Source organism: Segatella sp., assembly GCF_977051555.1.
This window is the reverse complement of sequence record NZ_CDRSSE010000057.1, coordinates 1-21799: the sequence shown is the minus strand read 5'-3', so window position 1 is coordinate 21799 and position 21799 is coordinate 1. Positions and strand designations below refer to the sequence as shown.

The following is a 21799-nucleotide window of genomic DNA, read 5'->3' as shown; positions in this document are numbered from 1 at the left end:
TCCGAAATCTGAGAGTTGTGAACTTCTATGGATGGGTAACCGAGACATATACCTTAATTCCGCAACACTATAAATTTTAACTTTTATAATACCCTGAGCAACAAAAAGTTGCTCAGGATTTTGCCATTTCAGAAATTTCACTTATCTTAGTGTTGCAAAATAAAAACAAACAAAATTCTGAATGACATGGCAAAAGTACAAATAAAATCCGAGAAACTCACTCCTTTTGGGGGATTTTTTTCTATTATGGAGCAATTTGATGCTCTTTTAGCTCAAACCATAGATTCCTCCTTGGGATTGAGATGCACTATGTTTGGTTATCAATATAGTGAGATTCTACGCTCTCTGATGTGCGTATATCTTTGTGGTGGCTCATGTATTGAGGATGTTACAACTCACTTGATGAAACATTTGTCTCTTCATCCAACTCTTCGCACTTGCAGCGCAGACACCATATTACGTGCTATCGAAGAACTGACTTTTAAGAGCATCACCTATAAGTCTGCTTCTGGCAAATCCTATGATTTCAATACTGCAGACAAGATGAACTGCTTACTGGTCAATGCCCTGCTTGCTACTGGCCAATTGAAATCCGGTCAAGAGTATGATTTTGGATTGCGTGCCACCAGCAGAATCAAGACCTTTGTTTTCAAGTTCATCTCTGTTCCTGCGAAATGGATTAAGACATCACGTAGGCATGTATTGAACATTTACTCAGACAACAATGCTTATGCCAACCTGTTCAAGACAGACTTTGGTTAAAGGCCATGCTTTTCTGGTTAAACCGGCGTATTACCTCAAGTCGCTTTATGAGGTAAGGGGATTTTGTGTTTACGACGTTTCTGTTATGCCCAAGGAATATGTACAATAAAAGAATTTTTGTCGTTTTACAAGCAAAATCCCACGAAACCCTATAGGTTGCGGATTTGAGGGTAAGACTAATTGTTAAATATATATTAGTTGTTTGTCGTAGCTCATATATCCAAATAAAAAGTAAAACCTCATCTTAGTACACATCGTTGAGAGGAGTGGTGGGATTTATAGCTACAAAAATGTGGCTTTAATTCGCCTTCTCCAAATATTTTCTAAGAAACCAGCTTATCGGGTAGAGAATTTTACGCAAAAGTTCTAAATTCCATAAATTTCTCCTATATAGTCATGGGATATTTAGAAAAATATCGTATCTTTGTCCCCGAATTGAGGCGTTCTTTGCATATTGCAAAATACAGAAACGAGCAGAAGTCCGCTCGTTTCCATATTGTTACCTATATAATATAGGCAAACGACCAACTTCTTGATTTTCAATCAAAGTCCAATTTAGAGCGAGTTAGGTTTGTTAACATTGAAATTTTTCGATGAAACCTTTGCATATATGCATTTTTCTTCGTAACTTCGCAGCGGAATATAAAGAAGAAAAGCTATGGAAGAGATTAGAAAATATCCGGTGGGCATACAAACCTTCTCTGAGATACGAGAAGAAAACTATGTGTATGTGGATAAAACTAAGTATATTGTGGATTTCGTAAGAAATGGATCCAAATATCTTTTTCTGAGTCGCCCAAGACGATTTGGAAAGTCTCTTTTTGTCTCTACACTTCAGGCTTATTTTGAAGGAAGAAAGAATCTGTTTGAAGGGCTTGCCCTTGGGGATTATGAGAAGGAATGGGTAAAGTATCCAGTTTTTCATTTTGATATGAGCACGGCAAAGCACATGAATCCTGCTGATTTAATCAATGAATTGGAAGGTAAGCTAAGCCAACTGGAACAAATCTATGGTACGGAAGATTGGGCTATTAAGACTAACCAGCGTTTGGAATGTCTGGTAAAGCGTGCTTATAAGCAGACGGGACAGAAGGTAGTCATTCTCATTGATGAGTATGATGCTCCATTGCTGGATGTCGTGCATGAGAAGGAAAATCTGGTAGAACTCCGTTTGATCATGAAGAACTTCTATAGCCCTATAAAATACTTGGACCCTTGGTTGCGTTTCGTCTTTATTACTGGTATTACCAAGTTCTCTCAATTAAGTATATTTAGTGAAATCAACAACCTGGATAATATCAGCATGTTCGACCAGTATTCTGCTATCTGCGGTATTAGTAAGGCGGAACTTCTGAATGATATGAAGCCAGATGTGGAGCTATTGGCAAAGCATTTAGGCAGAACCTCAGAAGATACAATAGGTGAACTGACGTCATATTATGATGGCTATCATTTCAGTGATCATTCTGAAGATATATTCAATCCTTTCAGTCTTGTGAAGGCCTTGAAGAATAAAAAGGTTTCGGCTTATTGGTTCAGTTCCGGTACACCAAGTTATCTCATCAAGACTTTGCAGAAGTATCATGTGGGAGTAATGGATATTGAGCAGAAAAGTGTAGGGGTTGATGACTTTGATGTTTCGCCAGAGCAGATGACTTCTGCGCTTCCTTTGCTCTACCAGAGTGGTTATCTTACCATCAAGAAGTATAATCCGCTATTGCAATGCTATCAGCTGGACTATCCTAACAGGGAAGTGCGCATAGGGATGTTGAAATCGCTGGCGCCAAACTATCTGTCTCCAATTCAATTGGATAATAATAGTTTTATCTTTGCCTTTTTGGAACAGCTATATAGCAACAACATGGATGGCGCCCTTCAGAAGATGCAAGCTTATCTTGCTAGTATCTCCAACCGTCTGTCTAATAAAAACGAGAAAGATTTCCAAACGGTGTTCTATCTCATCTTCAACCTCTTGGGTGCTTATATCCTGGTGGAAGAAGATAGTGCAATAGGTAGGGCTGATGCCGTTCTGCACATGCCTGATACCGTGTATGTGATAGAGTTGAAATATGATAAGTCGGCAGATGAGGCTTTGAGGCAGATAAATGATAAGGGATATCTGATACCTTATTCGGCAGATGAAAAGCGATTGGTTAAAGTAGGAATCAATTATGATAGCCAAAAACGAACGATAGGGGATTGGAAGATAGAAGAAGCTTAAAAAGATTGATGATTTTGAAGGAATGCCTCGGCTACTTAGATGTAGTCGGGGCTTTTTGAAATTTGTTTTTATGCAAATACTACGTATATCCCCCTTCCCAATCGTATTATTAGCAAAAACAAAAGAAATATCGCATGAGACAGAAAGTTTTATACATGATTTTAGCGGCTTGCCTGCTTCTGGCTAAGGCTTCTTCTCCTGTGGTAAGCGCAGAACAGCCTGCCAGCAAGAAACTCTCGGAACAGAGCAGCGCATCGTCTGCTCAGAGAATGGAAAAGTTAGCCTTTCTAATTAATTTTACAAGGCAATCCCTATAGCAATGGTTTATCATCGCTATAGGGATTGTTTTTGTTGTATAGTCAAGCCATTATAAAGGCGATTTCATCTCGTGAGCAAGGAAATACTTATGATAGAGTTGCTGGTCGATGCTCTCTATTGATTAGCCCCTAATTGCTGGAGATTGTTGATGAAAGTATTGATACTTACCGCTCCTTCTATGGGGGAATTCTCAAATACCATAAAATAGTAGAATTTAGCTCCAGCCAACTTAGACCATGTATCTCCACAAGCCAACTTGTTCTGGCTGTCAGAACCATCAAGATGATTGCCCTTGGTTTCTAACATGACTATGACGCCATTGTTGAGAATAATGATAAAATCAGGATAAGCATTGATAAAACCATTGATGCAGAAACCTTTCCCTCTTTCTTGATTGCGGTGCCAGCATTTTACGCAGTCAAGGCTGATTACCTGCTCAATGACTGTTCTCTCAAACCCATTGAAGCCTTCTTCCTCTTGATACATTTTCTTCTCAATGGCTGGTGCCTTGTCTTTGCTCAATATAATGTCGTTAGGGAGATGCTCTGTGGGTTGCAAAGAGATTTGCCCGGAGCGTATCTTGCCCTCGAATTGTTTCTTGGCATAGGATATTTTGAGAGCCTTGACTTTGCTCTTGAACGACTGCACGGTCTCATTCAAGTTCTTTCCTAACATTTGGAGTTGCGACAAGTCGTAATCTTGAAGCACGTTTGTAATGTAGGTATGCAATTCGCCGTCAGATATGCAGTTGTCTTGTGTTATATCGTCTCTGATGGACTTAGACAACTGAACGATAATGCTATTCTTGTCTTGGATGTTGCCATAGAAGTTTTCTAATTCGAAGGCCTCTTTCTCCTTGACAGCAAAAGCGGTGATGTCATTCTCGTTGTTCTTGTCAATGTCAATCCTTCTGATGTTGGAAGTGTTATAGTTGAATTCGATGTGACGGTCTTCTGCCGAGAGATTGAAGCCTTCGAGCAATACTTCTGGAGTAACGAGAATCTTGGTGCTGCTTGTACCGAATATCCCATAGTCTTTTTCGGTATTGACATAGAACTTGGGCAATAAGATACTCTCTGCTAAATCTTCGTAGCTTTTTCTGATAGGGTATATGTTTGTCTTTTGCATGATTTCTTCGCATATTCCACTATTGGTGGATTCCTTCACTTGCCGTTCGTAAGTTCGGCTCATTTCCTCCGCCTGTTTCATGAGCGAAATGGTGGCGGAGTCTTCTTGTATCGCTTTTTGTTGTGAGGTAGAAGGCATGATGATGTCTTCTGCTTTAAAGTTCCATTCGGATTGCTCTTCTTGGGCGGTCTCGTCATTCTTGGGATCGTTAACACAGCCAAGTTTTAGAGCTTCGTCGTTTCTGAAGTTTAGCATAGGTTCATTTGGTGTATCCGTCTTGTTTGTCGTCGTGTCGTTTGCGATATAGTCACGACGGCTGTACCCCGACATTCTCAGGCTTTCCACCACATTGTCGATGGTGGTGTGGAAGTTGGTGGATGATGTGAGTACATACGACATGTTGAGCAAGGCGCTGCCATGCTGTCTCGTGTAAGGCTGGCGCAAGACACGGCCTAATATTTGTTCCACGTCAATCTTGGAAGAGCGATTGGCTACCGATGCCAAGATGTAGGCGAACGGACAATCCCATCCTTCTTTCAAGGCGTTGACTGTGATGATGTATCTCACAGGACATTCTCGGCTCATCAAGTCGATGCCTTTCAGCTCATTTTGATTGGCTGTCTTTATCTTGATTTCCTCATTTGGGATTCCTGCTTTCACGAGTTTAGCCTTGATGTTGGAGAAGGTTACGCTGTCTTCGTCATTCTTGGGTTGTGCTTGGAAAAGGACGATAGGACGAATATAGTCGCCGCCATTCGTCTCTTCACTCTTGGCTTTGTCTTCCAAGTTCTTTCTGAGGGCTATGGCGCTATTGATTACATCTATATGATTCTGGTAGTTGCTCACCATGACAGGGAGTTTGACCATGTTTTCTCTTTTCAGGCTTGCTGGGTCAACAAAACTGATGATGTTGCTCTTGTTGCGTGGAGTGGCTGTCAGGTTGAGCACGAAGCAAGGGTTGATGTTAGTAAGTGTATCGATGCGCAGGTTACCCTCGAAGTTATGGCTCTCGTCGATAATCGTGACGGGATTGAGATGGGCGATGACTTGAATGAGTGAGGTCTCGTCGGCACCTTCGATATGTTTCTCGTTAGGAGAGTAGGTCTTGGCAAACTCGGCAAGATTCTCATTCTCGTTATACACTAATCGCTTGTCTGTGGCTTTCGTGGCAAATGATTGGATGCTCAATACGAAAATACTCAGTTGCTCTTTTATGATAGTTGGGTTGAAGTTTTGACCGAATAGAAGGGCTTGCTTGTCATACACTTCAACTCTTCCATTGAAGAGCGTATCAATTCTTTGACGATAAGGATGTTGTGGATTCTTTAGATTCTCGTATGTCTGTTTGAGTATTGTGTCTGATGGTACAAACCATGCTACGACTTTAGTCCTATTCACAGGCATTGCGTCGAAGATAGTGCGTATGGCATTGCAGGCGATAAAAGTCTTACCTCCTGCGGTAGGTACTTTTATCGTCATGTTTGGAGCTCCATTCATGGTGTCGCAATAGGGATGAAAGGTCTCTTCACCTTGTTGGAGGGTAATGCCATTTTGCTTCCAGTAGGTAGAGAAAGCCTTGTGGTTGCTTTTTTGCTCCTTTAGGATATCTATGTATTGGGCAAGGTCGTTGAGGACTGCTTGCTGATATTGTTTTAATTCCATAATCTAAAATCGTTTAATGTCACGTGGTATCTTCTTGAACTTGATGTGATGCTCAGTCATGAACTTCTCATCGAGCAAACAACGGTCGGCGTAGATGATGTACATCTCGTGCTTGTTTTTTACGATGTTTGCCAATGTGTCGAAGCTTAATGTTGTTGCCTTGTCTGTTTGATAATAGAAGTAATAGCCTGCTCGGTTGTACTCGTCGAGTAGGAATTCTTCGTCCTTGTCTTGTTGGCGTAAGAGAGGCTGCTTGGTCTCGGCATAGTATATGTATTCTCTTATCTTGTCTATGCCGACCTCCTCGTTCAAATTGCCATCTTTGTTGAAGAGTGGGGCACCTAATTCGTAATAGTCGAATGCACCGCCTAAGCCTTCCATTTTGTCATCATACATTTTCGTGCCGATTACTTTCAGGCAGTTGTCTGCAATCTTTGGCTTGCTAATCTTGGTATATTCGTTGGCCTTTTCGATAGAGACGGCTTCTGCCTCTTTCAAAATTTCCTCGGCTTTGAGAATGTTCTTGACAGTCAACTTCTTGCTGTAGATTTCCTCTTCTTTCTTGCCCTTGAAGGGATAGCCTGAAATGGCACGGCGAATACGTTCGGCAGCAACCGTTTCGGCATAGTCCATGATGTCAATCATGATAAACTTGCGTTGGCTTTCAGGCTTCTGTTGGTTCTCCATCAATACAGCATGACCTGTAGTCCCGCTTCCTGCAAAGCAATCGAGAATGATGCTGTCTTCTTCCGTCGCTATGTCAATGATGCGTTTCAATAAGCGGGTGGGCTTGGGTGTTTCGAATGGGCATTTGCCTTCGAAGATGGTTTTGATTTCTTTCTTTGCTTCATCAGTGTGACCCACTTCTGAGTAGGGCCAAAAGTTTGTGGCAAGTTTGCCCTCAACCTTTGTAAGGTATGTTTTACGTGCGATGCCTCCCAAGCCTCCTTTCGTGAAGTAGAACTTAGGCCATTGCCCTCTCTCATACACGGCTTTAGCCTTGGCTTGTGATATTTCTAAAGGTTCTTTTAGCATGATAGCCTTGATGCCTTCCCTAACCTCAGTTGGCGAGACACCACAAATCTCGGCTCTGCGGTCTGCATCGTTGATGTCGCGCAATTCGTATTCGCACCAACCGTTCATGTGATTAAGCATGTCTGTTTGTTGGTAACGCCAACATGAAGCATTGTATGGATATAAAAGTTCACCAGTAAATGGATGCTGGATGGCGTAAACCATCGTTTGGTGAGTCCTTGCGTTAGGGGCGCAAGGATTGTCGCTTCTCCATAATGCAAAGTCATTGTCTGGATTCTTGTATTTGGAATCCATTTCCTCGGTGCGTTCGAGCTTGTATGGTGTCCAGTTTGGGTTCTTACCATACACGTATAAATGTTCCGTTTCGGTAGGTAATCCCTTCTTATCGTTTCTTGGCGAATAGGTCTTTTGCCAAGCTATGTTAGCTACAAAGCAACTTACTCCAAAAATCTCATCGCAGATCTTACGTAATTGAGCATCTTCTGCATCGCCGATAGAAATAAAGATTGCACCATCCTCGCTTAATAACTTCTTCATCAATACGAGACGAGGATACATCATGCAGAGCCACTTGTCGTGTCGGCTCAAGTCTTCTCCTTCTTTGCCCACTACTTCTCCAAGCCATTTCTTGATATGAGAGTCGTTAACATTGTCGTTATAAACCCAATTCTCGTTACCTGTGTTGTAAGGAGGGTCTATATAGATGCATTTGATTCTTCCCTCATATATGGGCATGAGAGATTTGAGTGCCAACAGATTATCTCCATGGATAATCATGTTGCCACTATGGGTTGGTTCTGTTGTCTGCCCTTTTTCGGCAGAATAACCGTATTGATGTTCCAATACATGATAGGGTACATCATTATGATGCCCCACCACTTTGTTTTTTCCTATCCAATTAAGTGTTGGCATTATATCTATAGTTTATGGGAATGAGGAGTAAGGACTTTAACAGGCACTTTCTTCATGCTTGGAAAAGCAGAAATAGGCATCGTTATAGAACGACCGTCTTGCAGGGTAACTTCAAACTTACCTTTCTTTGGGAACGATACAGCCTTGATTTTAGGCTTCACATTCCAATAACCTTCATTCTGATACATATTTTTACTTTTTTATTTTTATTATTCTTATAGTTTTACCTTCCTTGAATTGCTTCCATTGGTAAAGCTGTTCCTTCGTAAGTACGACAGCTCGATGCCCTTGAAGATGACTTCTCGGTTACGTGATTTTATCTTGTAAGACGCCTTATTACGAACCCACTGCAAAAATACAAACTTTTTTCTAAACTCTCGCATAAATGAGGGAAATATTTTCATTTATCATTCGTTTTAAGTAATAAGTCCATATGGTGCGTATTATCCGATACGAGGCAACCCGTGAGGGCAGCCTCTTATTGTATAAATAAGTAAGGGCTGCCAGTACATCCTGGCAGCCCTATTACGTTAGTATGTTATGAAAAATTTGAGAGAATTGAAACTTCACAGTTTCAGAATTGTTTTACTAAACATGATTTTTTTATAGAGAAAGCATAGAAATAATCTACTTTAATAACGTTGGAGACGTTGTTGGAGTGCTTACCTGATCGATGCCTGTGCGTTGCATAGAATCAACCGAAGCAGAATCTCCCATGGCTACGGACACGCCCTTGCCACTCTTGATGTATCCTACGTTTTCAACAGAATCAATGTCATTGTTCTGGAAAGGAACCTGAGCAGCATTGCCCAATGTCAGGATGATAGCTACCACGGCAGCAGCCTTGAAGAGAGGCTTCAGGCGCTCTGTCAATGATATCACCTTCGCCTTGTTAGGCTTCTTGGTGTATTCATCCTCAATCATCGCCATCATCTTCTGGTCGAAGTCATCACCCAGCGCCTCTTGCTTAGCCTCGCCCATCTCGTAAGAGAAGAGCGCTTGGTATGGCTTCAGCTCGGCAGGCAACTCGTCCTGGCTGAAGAATGCGCGGAGAATCTCCTCTTCTTCGAGAGAAGTCTCGCCCTTCCAGTAGCGATCCAAAAGTTGGTTGATGTACTTATAATCCATATCTGTCGAATTGTTGAAATCTTTGTTTAACTGTTTGACGAGCCCTGAAGATGTTCACCTTGACCTGGTCTTCCGTGATGCAGAGGATGTCTGCTATTTCCTTGTAGGACTTTCCTTCGATGTCTCGAAGCTGCAGGCAACTTCGTTGCTTTTCAGGCAACTCGTCGATAATATTCCTTACGATGTCCAGTTTATCTTTCTGAATCATCCTTTCGGAGGGGGTGGAAGTGTTTTCGTCTAACCTTTCTGTATTCTGCTCTTCCAGCGAATCATTCTGATTTTCCATCTTCTTGATGCGGTCGAGCGAGAGGTTGCGGGCGATGGTGAGGCTGTATGCCTCGATGGAGTCAAGCTCCTGCCATCTGTCGCGGGCGTTCCAGACTTTAATCAGCGTATCCTGCACAACGTCTTCCGCTTCCTCCCAGTTGAGAGTAATGCGAAGGGCCAGCCTGAAGAGTTTGTTCTTCAGCGGCAAAACATCGTTCTGAAAACTGATTTCTTTCATCCCTCTATAATTAATGACGACTATGTTATAAGAAAGTTACAACCAATCTTGATTTATTTCTATTTTTAACTCTTGTTAAGAAAAGAAGAGTAATGAATTCTTCACTCTTCACTCTTCGTTCTTCACTTAATAACCGTTCCGTGCTTTCCGTCGATGGCGGTAGCAAGGGTGATAATCACCTCTTTCACACCAGCATCAATAGCTGCAAGGGCATTCTCCAGCTTAGGAATCATGCCGCCTGCCACGGTACCGTCTGCTTTGTATCTCTCAAAATCGGCATGGGTAATCACTGGAATCACGCTGTCGGCATCCTCAGGATTACTGAGCACGCCTTTCTTTTCAAAACTGTATATCAATGTCACATCGTAGTAAGGAGCCAGAGCCTTGGCAGTCTCGCTGGCGATGGTGTCGGCATTGGTATTGAGGATATTGCCCTTGCCATCATGGGTCAATGGAGCCATCACGGGGGTGATGCCTTCATTAATCAGGGTCTGGAGCATCTTGCCGTTGGCACGCTCTACATCGCCTACGAATCCGAAGTCGATGCCATCTTTCAATGGGCGCTTGTGGCTATGGATGACGTCCATATCTGCTCCTGTCAGACCGAGGGCATTCACGCCGTTAGCCTGAAGCTTGGCAACCAGGTTCTTGTTGACCAGACCGCCATAAACCATTGTTACCACTTCCAGCATGTCTGCATCGGTGATGCGGCGTCCGTTCACCATCTTGCTCTCTATGCCGAGGGCTGCGGCTACCTTAGTGGCACGGCGGCCACCGCCATGTACCAGAACCTTCTTGCCAGGAATGGCTGCAAAATCCTTCAAGAGCTGTGCCAGCTGCTCGCTGTCTTCAACGATGGCACCGCCTACCTTTACTACTGTTACTTTTTCCATCTTTAAGTTTAGTTTATAGTTAATAGTTAATAGTTTATAGGGCAATCTTGCTGTAAACTATTAACTATCAACTGTTAATTCTTACTGAAGATATGTGTATCCGAAGAGACCATTGCGATAGGTGCCCAGGAATTCCTTGCCTTCATCGAGCGAAATCTTGCCTTCCTTCACACTCTTGGTTACCCACTGCTCCAACTGGCGGACGAGCTTCTTTGGATTATACTGTACGTAATCCAAAACCTCCTCTACGGTCTCGCCATCGAATATCTGGTCGATGCAATACTTGCCGTCCTTTACTGAGATGTGGGCAGCATTGGTATCGCCGAAGAGATTGTGCATGTCGCCCAGAATCTCCTGGTAGGCACCAACGAGGAACACACCGAGATAGTATGGCTCGTTCTTCTTCAATGGATGAAGAGGAAGAACATTGCCGATATGACCGTCGGTTACGAAGTTCGCAATCTTTCCGTCGCTGTCGCAGGTGATGTCCTGCAAGGTTGCGTTACGGGTAGGACGCTCGTTCAGCCGCTGGATAGGCATGATAGGGAAGAGCTGGTCGATAGCCCAACTGTCTGGCAGACTCTGGAACAGAGAAAAGTTGCAGAAATACTTGTCGGCAAGAATCTTGTCCAATCCTCTGAGTTCCTCAGGTACGTGCTTCATGTGCTTGGCAAGATTGTTGATCTCGTGGCACACGCTCCAGTACATCGCCTCAATTTCTGCACGGGTCTTCAGATCTACGATGCCGTGAGAGAAGAGCTGCAATGCCTCTTCGCGAATCTGCTCGGCATCATGCCAGTCTTCCAGCATGTTGCGAGGATTCAGGTTGTCCCATATCTCATAGAGATCCTTCACCAGCTGGTGGTCAGTTTCCTTAGCCTCAAACTCCTCTGGCATCTCTGGCAGGGAAGCAGTCTCCAAGACATCGATGACCAAGACTGAGTGATGGGCAGAGAGCGAGCGGCCACTCTCGGTGATGAGGTTAGGGTGCTCGATATTGTTCTTGTTGGCAGCATCTACGAATGTATAGACACAATCGTTTACATACTCCTGGATAGAGTAGTTTACTGAACTCTCGCTGCTTGAAGAGCGGGTGCCGTCGTAATCTACACCGAGTCCGCCACCGCAATCTACGAAATCAACATTGTAGCCCATCTTGTGGAGACTAATGTAGAACTGGGCTGCCTCACGGAGAGCGGTCTGGATGCGACGAATCTTGGTAATCTGACTTCCGATATGGAAGTGGATCAGGCGCAGACAGTCGTGGAATCCCATCTCGTCTATCTTCTTGAGGGCCGTGAGCAGTTCTGCGCTGGTCAAACCGAACTTAGATGCATCGCCACCGCTTTCAGCCCATTTGCCAGAACCGGAAGAAGCCAGTTTGATGCGGATACCGATGTTTGGCATTACGTTGAGCTTTTTGGCTACCTTTTCGATGATATCCAGTTCGTTGAGCTTTTCTACCACGATAAAGATGCGTTTGCCCATCTTCTGAGCCAGCAAGGCAAGTTCGATGTAGCTCTCATCCTTGTAGCCGTTGCAGATGATGAGCGAGTCGCTCTGTGCCTGTACAGCTATGACGGCGTGGAGTTCAGGCTTAGAGCCAGCCTCCAGTCCGAGGTTGAACTTCTTGCCGTGAGAGATGATCTCCTCAACGACCGGCTGCATCTGGTTCACCTTAATAGGATAGATGACAAAGTTTTCTCCCTTGTATCCATACTCTTCCTTTGCCTTTTGAAAACAGCTGGCTGTCTTCTCGATGCGGTTGTCGAGGATGTCTGGGAAACGGAGCAGTACGGGAGCGTTGATGTCGCGTAATGCCAACTCGTCCATGATGTCGCGCAGGTCTATCTGCGTGTTGTCCTTGCATGGAGTTACATAGACATCACCCTTGTCGTTGATGCCAAAGTAAGAAGTGCCCCAACCACAGATGTTGTAGAGCTCCTTCGAGTCTTCAATAGTCCATTTCTTCATTTTCTAATCTTGCTTGCTGGAAATCAGTTTTGTTTGTTACCTTATATTATATATTACTTTATTAGATACGGCTATACGTTCAGCAGGTCTCTGATCTGCCGAACGATAGCGTTGATTTTATCAAAATTGTCCATCACGTTGATATCGATGATGTGTTTTGCCTTTTCGTAGTAAGGCTCTCGAAGTTTCAGCTGTTCATGGATAAACTTGTCTACCTCTTCCGGTGTTTTGTTGAGCAGCAGAGGGCGCACGCCTTTTCCCATCTTCAGATGAGCGTGAAGGGTCTCAGGAGATGCCTTCAGGTAAAACGTTTCGCCAAGTTGGTTCATGTAGTCCATGTTGTCGAAGAAGCATGGTGTTCCTCCTCCGCAACTTACCACTACATTTTCAAACTCTGCCACTTCGTGTAGCATATTGTGCTCTATTTTGCGAAATCCCTCTTCTCCAACTTCGTCGAAGATCTGTTTTACGGTTTTGCGCATTCGGCTCTCGATATACCAGTCGAGATCGTAGAACATAACGCCAAGGTCTTTGGCGAGGGCTTTGCCGACCGTTGTCTTGCCGGCGCCCATGTATCCTATGATGATGATTGACTTCATTTTCTTCTGTTTCTTTGTCAAAGAGACATGTTTATCACTTCTTTCTGCCTCTTGTCTTTGGTTCTGGAGCAGCCTTGATAATTTCCATACACTCCTCGTATGTAAGCTCCTCTGCACTCTCATGTTTTGCCTTTGGAATGCGGTAATTCTTGCCGTCGTAAGCAATGTATGGACCATACTTACCATTGAGAATTTCCATCTTGTCGTCCTCATCGAAGACTTTGAGATGGCGCTTCTCTTCGGCTTCGCGCTTTTCCTTGATCAGTTCGATGGCTCTATCCAGTGTGATGGTCAGCGGATCATCCTCCTTAGGAATAGAAACATACTTGCGGTTATGGAGAATGTATGGGCCGTAGCGACCAGAGCCAACTGTTACAGTAATGCCTTCATATTCACCGAGTTCTCTTGGCAGTTTGAAAAGCTCGAGAGCCTCTTCCAGGGTGATGGTTTCGATGCTCTTGTCTGATGGCAACTGGGCAAACTGAGGCTTGTCCTTGTCTTCTGCAGAACCAATCTGTACCACAGGTCCAAAACGGCCAATCTTGACGAATACTGGCTTTCCTGTCTTTGGATCATTTCCGAGATTGCGCTCGCCGGCTTTGTGCTGGTTGCGTGCTTCCAGAACTTCCTTCACTTCAGGCTCAAAGCCCTTGTCGAAATCCTTCATCCAGTTGGTCCATTCTGTCTTTCCTTCTGCAATATCATCAAACTTCTTCTCTACGTCTGCCGTAAAGTTATAGTTCATGATGTTTGGGAAGTTCTCCATCAGGAAGTCGTTTACAACGATACCGATATCAGTAGGCAGAAGCTTGCCCTTTTCAGAGCCTGCCATCTCTTTCTTCAACTTCTGGGTTATCTTGATGCCCTTCAGGGAATCTATGGTAAATGTGCGCTCTTCACCCGTCTTGTCACCCTTTACCACGTATTGACGCTGCTGGATGGTACTGATGGTTGGAGCATAAGTAGATGGACGGCCGATACCGAGGTCTTCCAGTTTCTTCACCAGACTGGCCTCGGTGTATCTTGCAGGAGCCAAAGAATACTTCTCTGTAGCAAGGATTTCTCTGCGCTGCAGTTCATCGCCTTCTTTCAGGGCAGGAAGAATGTGGGATGCATCCTCAGCATGCTCTTCATCATCAGTTGACTCGAGATAAACCTTGAGGAAACCATCGAACGAAACAACCTCGCCGGTAGCAACAAACTTTTCGCTTGTGTTGCCGATATTGATGTTGATGGTTGTCTTTTCGAGCTGTGCATCAGCCATCTGTGATGCGATGGTACGCTTCCAGATGAGTTCGTAAAGACGCTTCTCCTGAACGGTTCCTTCGATGGTTGGTTCGTTCATGTAGGTAGGACGGATAGCCTCGTGTGCTTCCTGTGCACCCTTTGAACTGGTGTGGTAGGCACGAGCCTGGCTGTATTCCTTGCCATACTCTCTGATAATCTCGTCTTTGCTGGCGTTGGTACAGAGCGTAGAAAGGTTTACGCTATCGGTTCGCATGTAAGTGATGCGTCCGCTTTCGTAAAGTTTCTGGGCTATCATCATGGTCTGTACAACGGTGAAACCAAGTTTGCGTGCAGCTTCCTGTTGCAGAGTAGAAGTTGTGAAAGGTGGTGCAGGAGAACGCTTTAAAGGTTTCTTGGTTACAGATTCAACCATAAACTTAGCGTCTTTGCACTTCTCAAGGAAAGCTTCTACCTCTTCGTGGGTATTGAAGCGCTGATCCAGTTCAGCCTTTACCTCTGTAGCATTGCCGCTGTCGCTGATGAGGGCAAAGATAGCGGTAACGCGATAGTATGGAACACTCTGGAACTTCTGGATTTCACGCTCACGTTCTACTATCAGACGGACAGCAACACTCTGTACACGACCTGCAGAAAGGGCTGGTTTAACCTTTCTCCACAAGATAGGAGAAAGCTTGAAACCTACCAGACGGTCGAGTACACGACGTGCCTGCTGGGCATTCACAAGGTTCATGTCCAGATGGCGTGGGTTCTTGATTGCGTCAAGAATAGCCTGTTTGGTAATCTCGTGGAAGACAATACGGTTTGTCTTCTCTTCATCCAATCCCAGTACTTCGCAAAGGTGCCAGCTGATGGCTTCTCCCTCGCGGTCCTCATCGGATGCTAACCAGATTTTCTTGGCTTTCTTCGCATTCGTTTTCAATTCTGTAACGAGTTTTTTCTTTTCCTCTGGAATCTCATAATCAGGTTCCATGGTTTTCTCGTTTATACTAAGTTCCTTCTTCTTCAGGTCACGGATATGACCGTAAGAAGACATAACCTTATAGTCCTTACCTAAAAACTCTTCGATCTTTTTAGCCTTTGCAGGGCTCTCGACGATTACTAAATTCTCTTGCATAAGCTTATACACAATTTTTTTCGGTTGGCAAAAGTAAGTAAACTTTTTGCTTATACCTTATTATATGGTGTTTTTTTTGGTTTTTTTAATGTTTGGGAGCCATATTTGGCTGTATTGAACCCTTTTTATCCCAATTTTGTTTCCAAATAACGATGGAGTCCCTTGCGTATGGAATCGAATGCAAACTCATCAGGATTGAGTCTGCTCAATGGTAGCCAGAATGATTCTTCTGCATCGTCCATTGCTTCTATATGAGTGTCGTCTTTCACCTTCACTTCATAGAACATATCGAGGGTATGAACCATGAAACCTGAGTAAAGGTAGAGATTTGGGTAGCTGAACTGATACTTAACCTCAGTTGCATCCAGTCCGGTTTCCTCTTTTACCTCTCTTGCCATACCTTCTTCGCCTGTTTCATCCATGTCAACAAAACCACCTGGCAAATCGAGTGCCCCCTTGGCTGGGTCTTTCTTCCGCCTTACTACCAGTAGTTCTTCCTTGCTGTTGAGTATGAGAGCTACCGTAGCACTGCTCGGATTGAGGTAATAAGAGAATCCGCAGTCCTTACACTTCTTGCTCTTGATGTTGTTGATTTCGAAATGATTAGAGCCGCAAACCGGGCAAAACTGAAACTTATCTAATACGTGACTCATATTATGATTAATGTATAATGATTAATGTATAATGGAAAAGAATTTATCATCATGTTATAATTGAAAAGCGGCCGGTCTTTGACTGTTGAACAAAGATCGACCGCTGATGATATTTTGATAATTATTACCAATTGTCTGTACGGAATGGGAAGAGAGGCAGATTGCCTGTATTTGCCATATTGCCGAGCTGGAAGTTGCGGAAACAGTAGCGAAGGGCAACTGGCTTCTTTACCTCAGGACTGGTTACGATGACGCACTCGTTCCAAGGATCGTTGCCTTCCTGCCAGAAGTGCTTGGCTGTAGCCTTATGGAATACCTTATCTTCGCCAGCAACTTCGAAGCCTTCGATACCTTCAAAGCGGTTATAGGCTCCGTAGGTGTTGTCGAAATGCACCTTTACAGTATCACCTACAATCTTCATCTCCTTGAAGGTCATGCTCTCGCTGAAGAGTCCCTTCATACCATAAGTCTTACTGAGTGCCTGGAGTGCAAGGCGTTCGCCTACAGGCTGTTTCTGGCATGGATGAATCTGCTCAACCTCGTATGGATAAACCAGATCTTCGGTACAGACGATGCCGCTGTTTGGAATCACCTTGGCTGCATTGAACTGCTGTTCGCGGAGCTTAGCTCCCCAATCGCCATTTACGTCGCCATTATGATAAGGTGCTATCTGTACGAAATAGAATGGCAGTTCGCCCTGCTTGAAGTCTCTGCGCCACTGGGCAACGAGGTCGGCAAGACGCTTGGTGTACTGACCGTCAGGGTCACCTACATTAGAACATCCCTGATAGAAGAGAATACCCTTTACGCTATAGTTGAGGATAGGGTGGAAGGTACCATTACCCCAGAGAAGAGGATAGAGAAAGTCCCACTTGAATTTAGGGTTCTTGGTCATCTTCACAGAGTCGAGGTCTTCCTTGGTGTTCTTCTTCAGGTAGTCGCGGTCGAGCCAGCTTTCTACACGGCTTCCACCCTTGTTTGCCATGACCAGACCTACCGGAATATCAAGAGCCTTGTTTACTACCTGTGCAAAGAAGTATCCTGTAGCCGAAGCATCGCCTACGGTTTCCGGATTAACCTCCTTCCATTCGCAGTTGGCATCATCTAACGGCTTACTGCTCATTACGCTAGGAATCTTTACATAATGTACGCCTTTGTATTGGTTAGCTTCGAGCACCGCCTTGTTGTAACCTTCTACAGGACAGTTGCCGAATCCTTTTACTGGCATCTCCATGTTGCTCTGACCTGCGCAAACCCATACTTCTCCTGCCAGTACATTGTTGAGAGTGGTCTTTTCGCCATCATCGAAAGTGATGGAGAGTGGGGTGTAGCTCGCCTTCGGGGTCTGTACTTTAACCGCCCATTTGCCGTCTTTGCCGGTCTTGGCAGAATATTTCTGTGTCGACCATGAGGTAGTAACCTCTACGGTAGTTCCTGGTTTGTCCCATCCCCAGAGGTTAGCCTCTGTGTTTTGCTGTAAAATCATGTTGTCACCCAAGATGTGTGGCAACTTTACTTTAGCCTGCGCTCCTGTTGTGATAAGTGCCAAGGCTGCCATTGCTAAAAATTTCTTGTTCATTTTTTAGGGTTTAAAAGTTTATCTTTGTCTTGTTCTTAAGTTCCTTGTATGGTTCGTATTTCTGATATTGCCATCATGTTGTCATAAAAGCAGATACAGAACTGGCGTTAAAGAATAAGAGTTAGAAGCTGGAAGATGAAAAGCCGAAACTGTTCTCTCCTAACTTCTAACTCCTGATTATTTTAAAGAAGGTTCTTGATGGCTGCCTCTATGTCCTTGATCTGTGCATCACGTGCCTGCAGGGTGTTGCTGCGGTCGATCAGGAAGAAGGTTGGGATGCTCTGAACATTATAGAGAGCCAGACTCTTGCCCTGAATGCCATCTTCATCGCGTACGCAAATCCAAGGAATGGCAGCGGTAGAGGTCTTCCAGAAGTGCTCATCAGGGTCAACTGATACCTGATAAATCTCCAGTCCGGCAGCATGATACTTGTTGTAGAGCTCACGCAACATCATGATACGCTTGGTGCTCTCTTTGCTTGCGAAGAGATGGAAGTCGAGCAATACCACCTTACCCTTCAGGTCGGAGAGACGGCGTACCTGTCCCTTGTTGTCCTGAAGTGCAAGTTCGATGCATCCGTTTACGCTCACCTTGCTGGCATCAATCTGCTGCTGTGCCATCTGGTTCTCGATGATGCGGATGTCCTTCATTCCCTCGATGGCGATATTGTGGAGGTTCTTGCCACGCTCGGCGCCAGGATAATAGGTATCCCAACTGGTTGCTACGGCAGCAAATACCTTCACGTCGTCCTTGTTGTTGCGAGGGTTGAAGATGAGCGTATTCATGTTACCCAACTGTACAGTCTGGAAGAGCGCATAGTAAGCGTATGCCTTCATTGGCTCCTTGAAAATGTAGTTGGCCTTGATGTCCTGTTTGTAAGCCTGGAGCATGCGGCCCACGATAGATTCGATAGAATCGTTGCCGATGTTAGGATCTTTTACGAGGCCGTTGATATTGCTCTGGAGAGTCATCTGCTTAAGAGACAGCTCCTTAATCTTGTTGCAGTTTTCAGAACCTTCCACTTCGTATTTGAAACTCATCTGCGGATAAGCCGCCTTTACCTTGATGGTTTCTGTTGAATCGATGGAAAGATTGATGGTTTGGTTGGCAATGCGTAAGCGGTAGAACTCTGGGGTAACAGAGTCCATTGCAGCCTCGTCGAAGGCAAAGGCACCATCCTCGCCCAGTTTCACAGAGTCGATTTTCACAGGACCGTTCAGGCTGATGTTCTCCAGATAGAGCATAGAGTCTTGAGCCTCTGTGATATTGCCGTTAATATGGAATTTCTTGTTGTTACAAGAAGTCAATGCCAGAGCAGCTACCATAATCGCTGCCACTGAATAGAGTCTAGTTATCTTCATGAATTTTATTATTTTTGCAAAATTATCGAGTGCAAAGATAGTAATAAAATTGCGAATAATGCACCTTCTATAGATAAATTATTTAAAAAAGTGGAAAATAATTGCTGATTTATTTGTTTATTAATAATTAAAGAGGTATCTTTGCAGCGTTTTAGATATTTTAGATGTTAGACAAAACAATAAGTTTTTAAATTTAGATGAACGTAATTACAAAAAGTGTTCAGTTGCCTGATGGAAGAACCATCACAATTGAGACCGGAAAAGTTGCAAAACAGGCTGATGGTGCTGCGGTTCTCCGCATGGGTAACACAGTACTTCTCGCAACTGTTTGTGCAGCAAAGGATGCAGTTCCGGGTACAGATTTTATGCCTTTGCAAGTAGATTATCGTGAGCAGTACAGTGCTGCTGGTCGTTTCCCTGGTGGTTTCACCAAGCGCGAAGGCAAAGCCAGCGATGAGGAGATCCTTACCTCTCGCCTTGTGGACCGTGCTTTGCGTCCACTTTTCCCTTCTAACTACCATGCAGAAGTTTATGTACAGGTAATGTTGCTCTCAGCCGATGGTGTTGACCAGCCAGATGCCCTCGCAGGTTTCGCTGCTTCAGCTGCCATGGCTTGTTCAGATATTCCTTTCGAGTACTATATCTCTGAGGTTCGTGTAGCCCGTATCAATGGTGAGTATGTTGTTAACCCTACATTCCAGCAGATGGAAGAGGCTGACATGGATATCATGGTTGGTGCTACCAAGGACAACATCATGATGGTAGAAGGTGAGATGAAGGAAGTTTCTGAGCAGGATCTCATTGGTGCCCTCAAGGTGGCTGCCGAGGCTATTAAGCCTATGTGCGAGCTCCAGTATGAGTTGGCTAAGGAGAAGGGTACTGACGTAAAGCGTAAGTACGACCACGAGATCAATGATGAGGAACTCCGTGAGCAGATCAAGTCTGAGCTTTACAAGCCAGCTTATGATATCAACCACCAGGCTTTGGAGAAGCATGCACGTCAGGATGCTTTCGACAAGGTTTTGGCTGATTTCCTCGAGAAGTATGACGCTGCTCATACCGATCTTTCTGAGGAAGACTTGGAGGAGAAGCACGCTGAGGCTACCCGTTACTATGATGATGTAATGCGCGATGCTATGCGCCGTTGCATCCTCGACGAGGGCTTGCGCCTTGATGGTCGTGCTACTACAGATATCCGTCCTATCTGGTGCGAGGTATCTCCACTCCCAATGCCTCACGGAAGCGCTATCTTCCAGCGTGGTGAGACCATGTCTCTCTCTACATGTACTCTCGGTACCAAGATGGACGAGAAGCTTATCGACGGTGTGCTCGAGAAGAGCTACCAGCGCTTCCTCCTTCACTATAACTTCCCTCCATTCTCAACAGGTGAGGCTAAGGCTCAGCGCGGCGTAGGCCGTCGTGAGATTGGTCACGGTCACTTGGCATGGCGTGGTTTGAAGGGTCAGATTCCTGCTGACTTCCCTTACACAGTTCGTTTGGTAAGCCAGATTCTCGAGTCTAACGGTTCTTCTTCTATGGCTACTGTTTGTGCTGGTACTCTCGCCCTGATGGATGCAGGTGTTCCTATGAAGAAGCCAGTTTCTGGTATCGCTATGGGTCTTATCAAGAACCCAGGTGAGGACAAGTACGCTATCCTCAGTGATATCCTCGGTGATGAGGATCACTTGGGTGATATGGACTTCAAGACTACAGGTACACGCGATGGTTTGACCGCTACACAGATGGATATCAAGTGTGACGGTTTGAGCTTCGAGATTCTTGAGGAGGCTTTGATGCAGGCTAAGGCTGGTCGTGAGCATATCCTCAACTGCATGATGGAGACTATCTCTGAGCCACGTGCTGAGATGAAACCACAGGTTCCACGTATCGTAGCATTCGATATTCCTAAGGAGTTCATCGGTGCTGTTATCGGCCCTGGTGGTAAGATTATCCAGCAGATGCAGGAGGATACCGGTGCTACTATCACTATCGAGGAGACTGATGGTAAGGGTCACGTACAGGTATCTGCTCCTAACAAGGATTCTATCGATGCAGCTTTGGCAAAGATCAAGGCTATCGTAGCTGTTCCTGAGGTAGGTGAGGTTTACGAGGGTACTGTTCGTTCTATCATGCCTTACGGTTGCTTCGTAGAGATTCTCCCTGGTAAGGATGGTTTGCTCCATATCTCTGAGATTGATTGGAAGCGTCTTGAGACAGTTGAAGAGGCTGGCATCAAGGAAGGTGACAAGATCAAGGTGAAGTTGATGGAGATTGATCCTAAGACTGGCAAGTACAAGCTCTCTCACCGTGTGTTGATGGAGAAGCCAGAGGGTTATGTAGAGCGTGAGCGTCGTCCACGTCCAGAGCGTGGTGAGCGTCGTGGTCGTCGTGATGATCGTCATGAGGGTCGTGGTGAGCGTCCAGCTCGTCAGCCACGTCGTTACGAGCATCGTAATGATGAGCAGGCTCCTAAGGAGTTCAACGACTCTTTGGATCACAACAATGATGTAGAATAATCTGAGTATTATACACATTATTATATATAAAGAGGGTGCGTCATAAGTCCATGACACACCCTCATTTTTTTGTTTGACTAGCATGTGTGTTGTCTAATGGGTGCAAGTCCCTAACGAGCCCTAGTAGTGGGAATCGTCTAGCCAGAGAGACAAGGGTGTCCGTGGTGACGCGGAATCTGAAAGAAGTCAGC

General features: G+C 44.8%; 15 protein-coding genes and 1 pseudogene. 4 read left to right on the top strand and 12 right to left on the bottom strand.

What is annotated here, in order from left to right; all coding sequences use genetic code 11:
- Window positions 1–186: 186 nt before the first annotated feature.
- The 3 genes and pseudogenes from ACWJAO_RS11950 to ACWJAO_RS11940 all read left to right on the top strand — a co-directional run.
- Window positions 187–609 (top strand): annotated as a pseudogene (locus ACWJAO_RS11950) (IS1380-like element IS942 family transposase); the annotation flags it as partial.
- An 811-nt stretch (window positions 610–1420) separates the two neighbouring features.
- The gene (locus tag ACWJAO_RS11945; RefSeq protein WP_449140408.1) at window positions 1421–2983 is read left to right on the top strand and encodes an AAA family ATPase; all 1563 of its coding nucleotides are present in this window, start codon (window positions 1421–1423) and stop codon (window positions 2981–2983) included.
- A gap of 134 nt (window positions 2984–3117) precedes the next feature.
- The gene (locus ACWJAO_RS11940; RefSeq protein ID WP_449140407.1) at window positions 3118–3300 is read left to right on the top strand and encodes a hypothetical protein; all 183 of its coding nucleotides are present in this window, start codon (window positions 3118–3120) and stop codon (window positions 3298–3300) included.
- Between the two features lie 115 nt (window positions 3301–3415).
- Here ACWJAO_RS11940 and ACWJAO_RS11935 read toward each other — a convergent pair whose 3' ends face one another.
- The 12 genes from ACWJAO_RS11935 to ACWJAO_RS11880 all read right to left on the bottom strand — a co-directional run bounded on the left by ACWJAO_RS11935 (window position 3416) and on the right by ACWJAO_RS11880 (window position 19092).
- Window positions 3416–6091 (bottom strand): DEAD/DEAH box helicase, encoded by a 2676-nt coding sequence (locus ACWJAO_RS11935; RefSeq protein ID WP_449140406.1) that lies wholly within the window; start codon window positions 6089–6091, stop codon window positions 3416–3418.
- A gap of 3 nt (window positions 6092–6094) precedes the next feature.
- Entirely contained in the window at window positions 6095–8038 is a 1944-nt protein-coding gene (locus ACWJAO_RS11930; RefSeq protein WP_449140405.1) for a site-specific DNA-methyltransferase, read from the bottom strand.
- A gap of 5 nt (window positions 8039–8043) precedes the next feature.
- Complete coding sequence (locus tag ACWJAO_RS11925) at window positions 8044–8226, bottom strand: hypothetical protein (protein ID WP_449140404.1); 183 nt, start codon at window positions 8224–8226, stop codon at window positions 8044–8046.
- Window positions 8227–8665: 439 nt separating this feature from the next.
- Entirely contained in the window at window positions 8666–9166 is a 501-nt protein-coding gene (locus ACWJAO_RS11920; RefSeq protein WP_287599284.1) for a pyruvate ferredoxin oxidoreductase, read from the bottom strand.
- A complete protein-coding gene (locus ACWJAO_RS11915) occupies window positions 9156–9671 on the bottom strand; it encodes an RNA polymerase sigma factor (protein ID WP_449140403.1) in 516 nt (171 codons plus the stop codon). The genes ACWJAO_RS11920 and ACWJAO_RS11915 overlap by 11 nt, the downstream gene beginning before the upstream one ends.
- Window positions 9672–9793: 122 nt before the next feature.
- Window positions 9794–10564, bottom strand: coding sequence for an acetylglutamate kinase (gene argB / locus ACWJAO_RS11910; protein ID WP_449140402.1), 771 nt, complete (start codon window positions 10562–10564; stop codon window positions 9794–9796).
- An 81-nt stretch (window positions 10565–10645) separates the two neighbouring features.
- Window positions 10646–12538 (bottom strand): biosynthetic arginine decarboxylase, encoded by a 1893-nt coding sequence (gene speA / locus ACWJAO_RS11905; RefSeq protein ID WP_449140401.1) that lies wholly within the window; start codon window positions 12536–12538, stop codon window positions 10646–10648.
- A 71-nt stretch (window positions 12539–12609) separates the two neighbouring features.
- Window positions 12610–13137 carry a shikimate kinase gene (locus tag ACWJAO_RS11900; protein WP_296084190.1) on the bottom strand — a complete coding sequence of 176 codons (528 nt, stop codon included), beginning with the start codon at window positions 13135–13137 and terminating at the stop codon, window positions 12610–12612.
- A gap of 34 nt (window positions 13138–13171) precedes the next feature.
- Window positions 13172–15499: a type I DNA topoisomerase gene (topA, locus tag ACWJAO_RS11895; protein WP_449140400.1), complete on the bottom strand. Its 2328-nt coding sequence runs from the start codon at window positions 15497–15499 to the stop codon at window positions 13172–13174.
- Window positions 15500–15624: 125 nt separating this feature from the next.
- Window positions 15625–16152 carry an NUDIX hydrolase gene (locus ACWJAO_RS11890; protein WP_449140399.1) on the bottom strand — a complete coding sequence of 176 codons (528 nt, stop codon included), beginning with the start codon at window positions 16150–16152 and terminating at the stop codon, window positions 15625–15627.
- 124 nt (window positions 16153–16276) lie between these two features.
- Window positions 16277–17731 carry a sialate O-acetylesterase gene (locus tag ACWJAO_RS11885; RefSeq protein WP_449140398.1) on the bottom strand — a complete coding sequence of 485 codons (1455 nt, stop codon included), beginning with the start codon at window positions 17729–17731 and terminating at the stop codon, window positions 16277–16279.
- A 182-nt stretch (window positions 17732–17913) separates the two neighbouring features.
- Complete coding sequence (locus ACWJAO_RS11880; protein ID WP_449140397.1) at window positions 17914–19092, bottom strand: thioredoxin-like domain-containing protein; 1179 nt, start codon at window positions 19090–19092, stop codon at window positions 17914–17916.
- A gap of 197 nt (window positions 19093–19289) precedes the next feature.
- Between ACWJAO_RS11880 and pnp the strand changes: the two genes are divergently transcribed.
- Complete coding sequence (pnp, locus tag ACWJAO_RS11875; RefSeq protein WP_449140396.1) at window positions 19290–21608, top strand: polyribonucleotide nucleotidyltransferase; 2319 nt, start codon at window positions 19290–19292, stop codon at window positions 21606–21608.
- The last annotated feature ends 191 nt before the right edge of the window (window positions 21609–21799 follow it).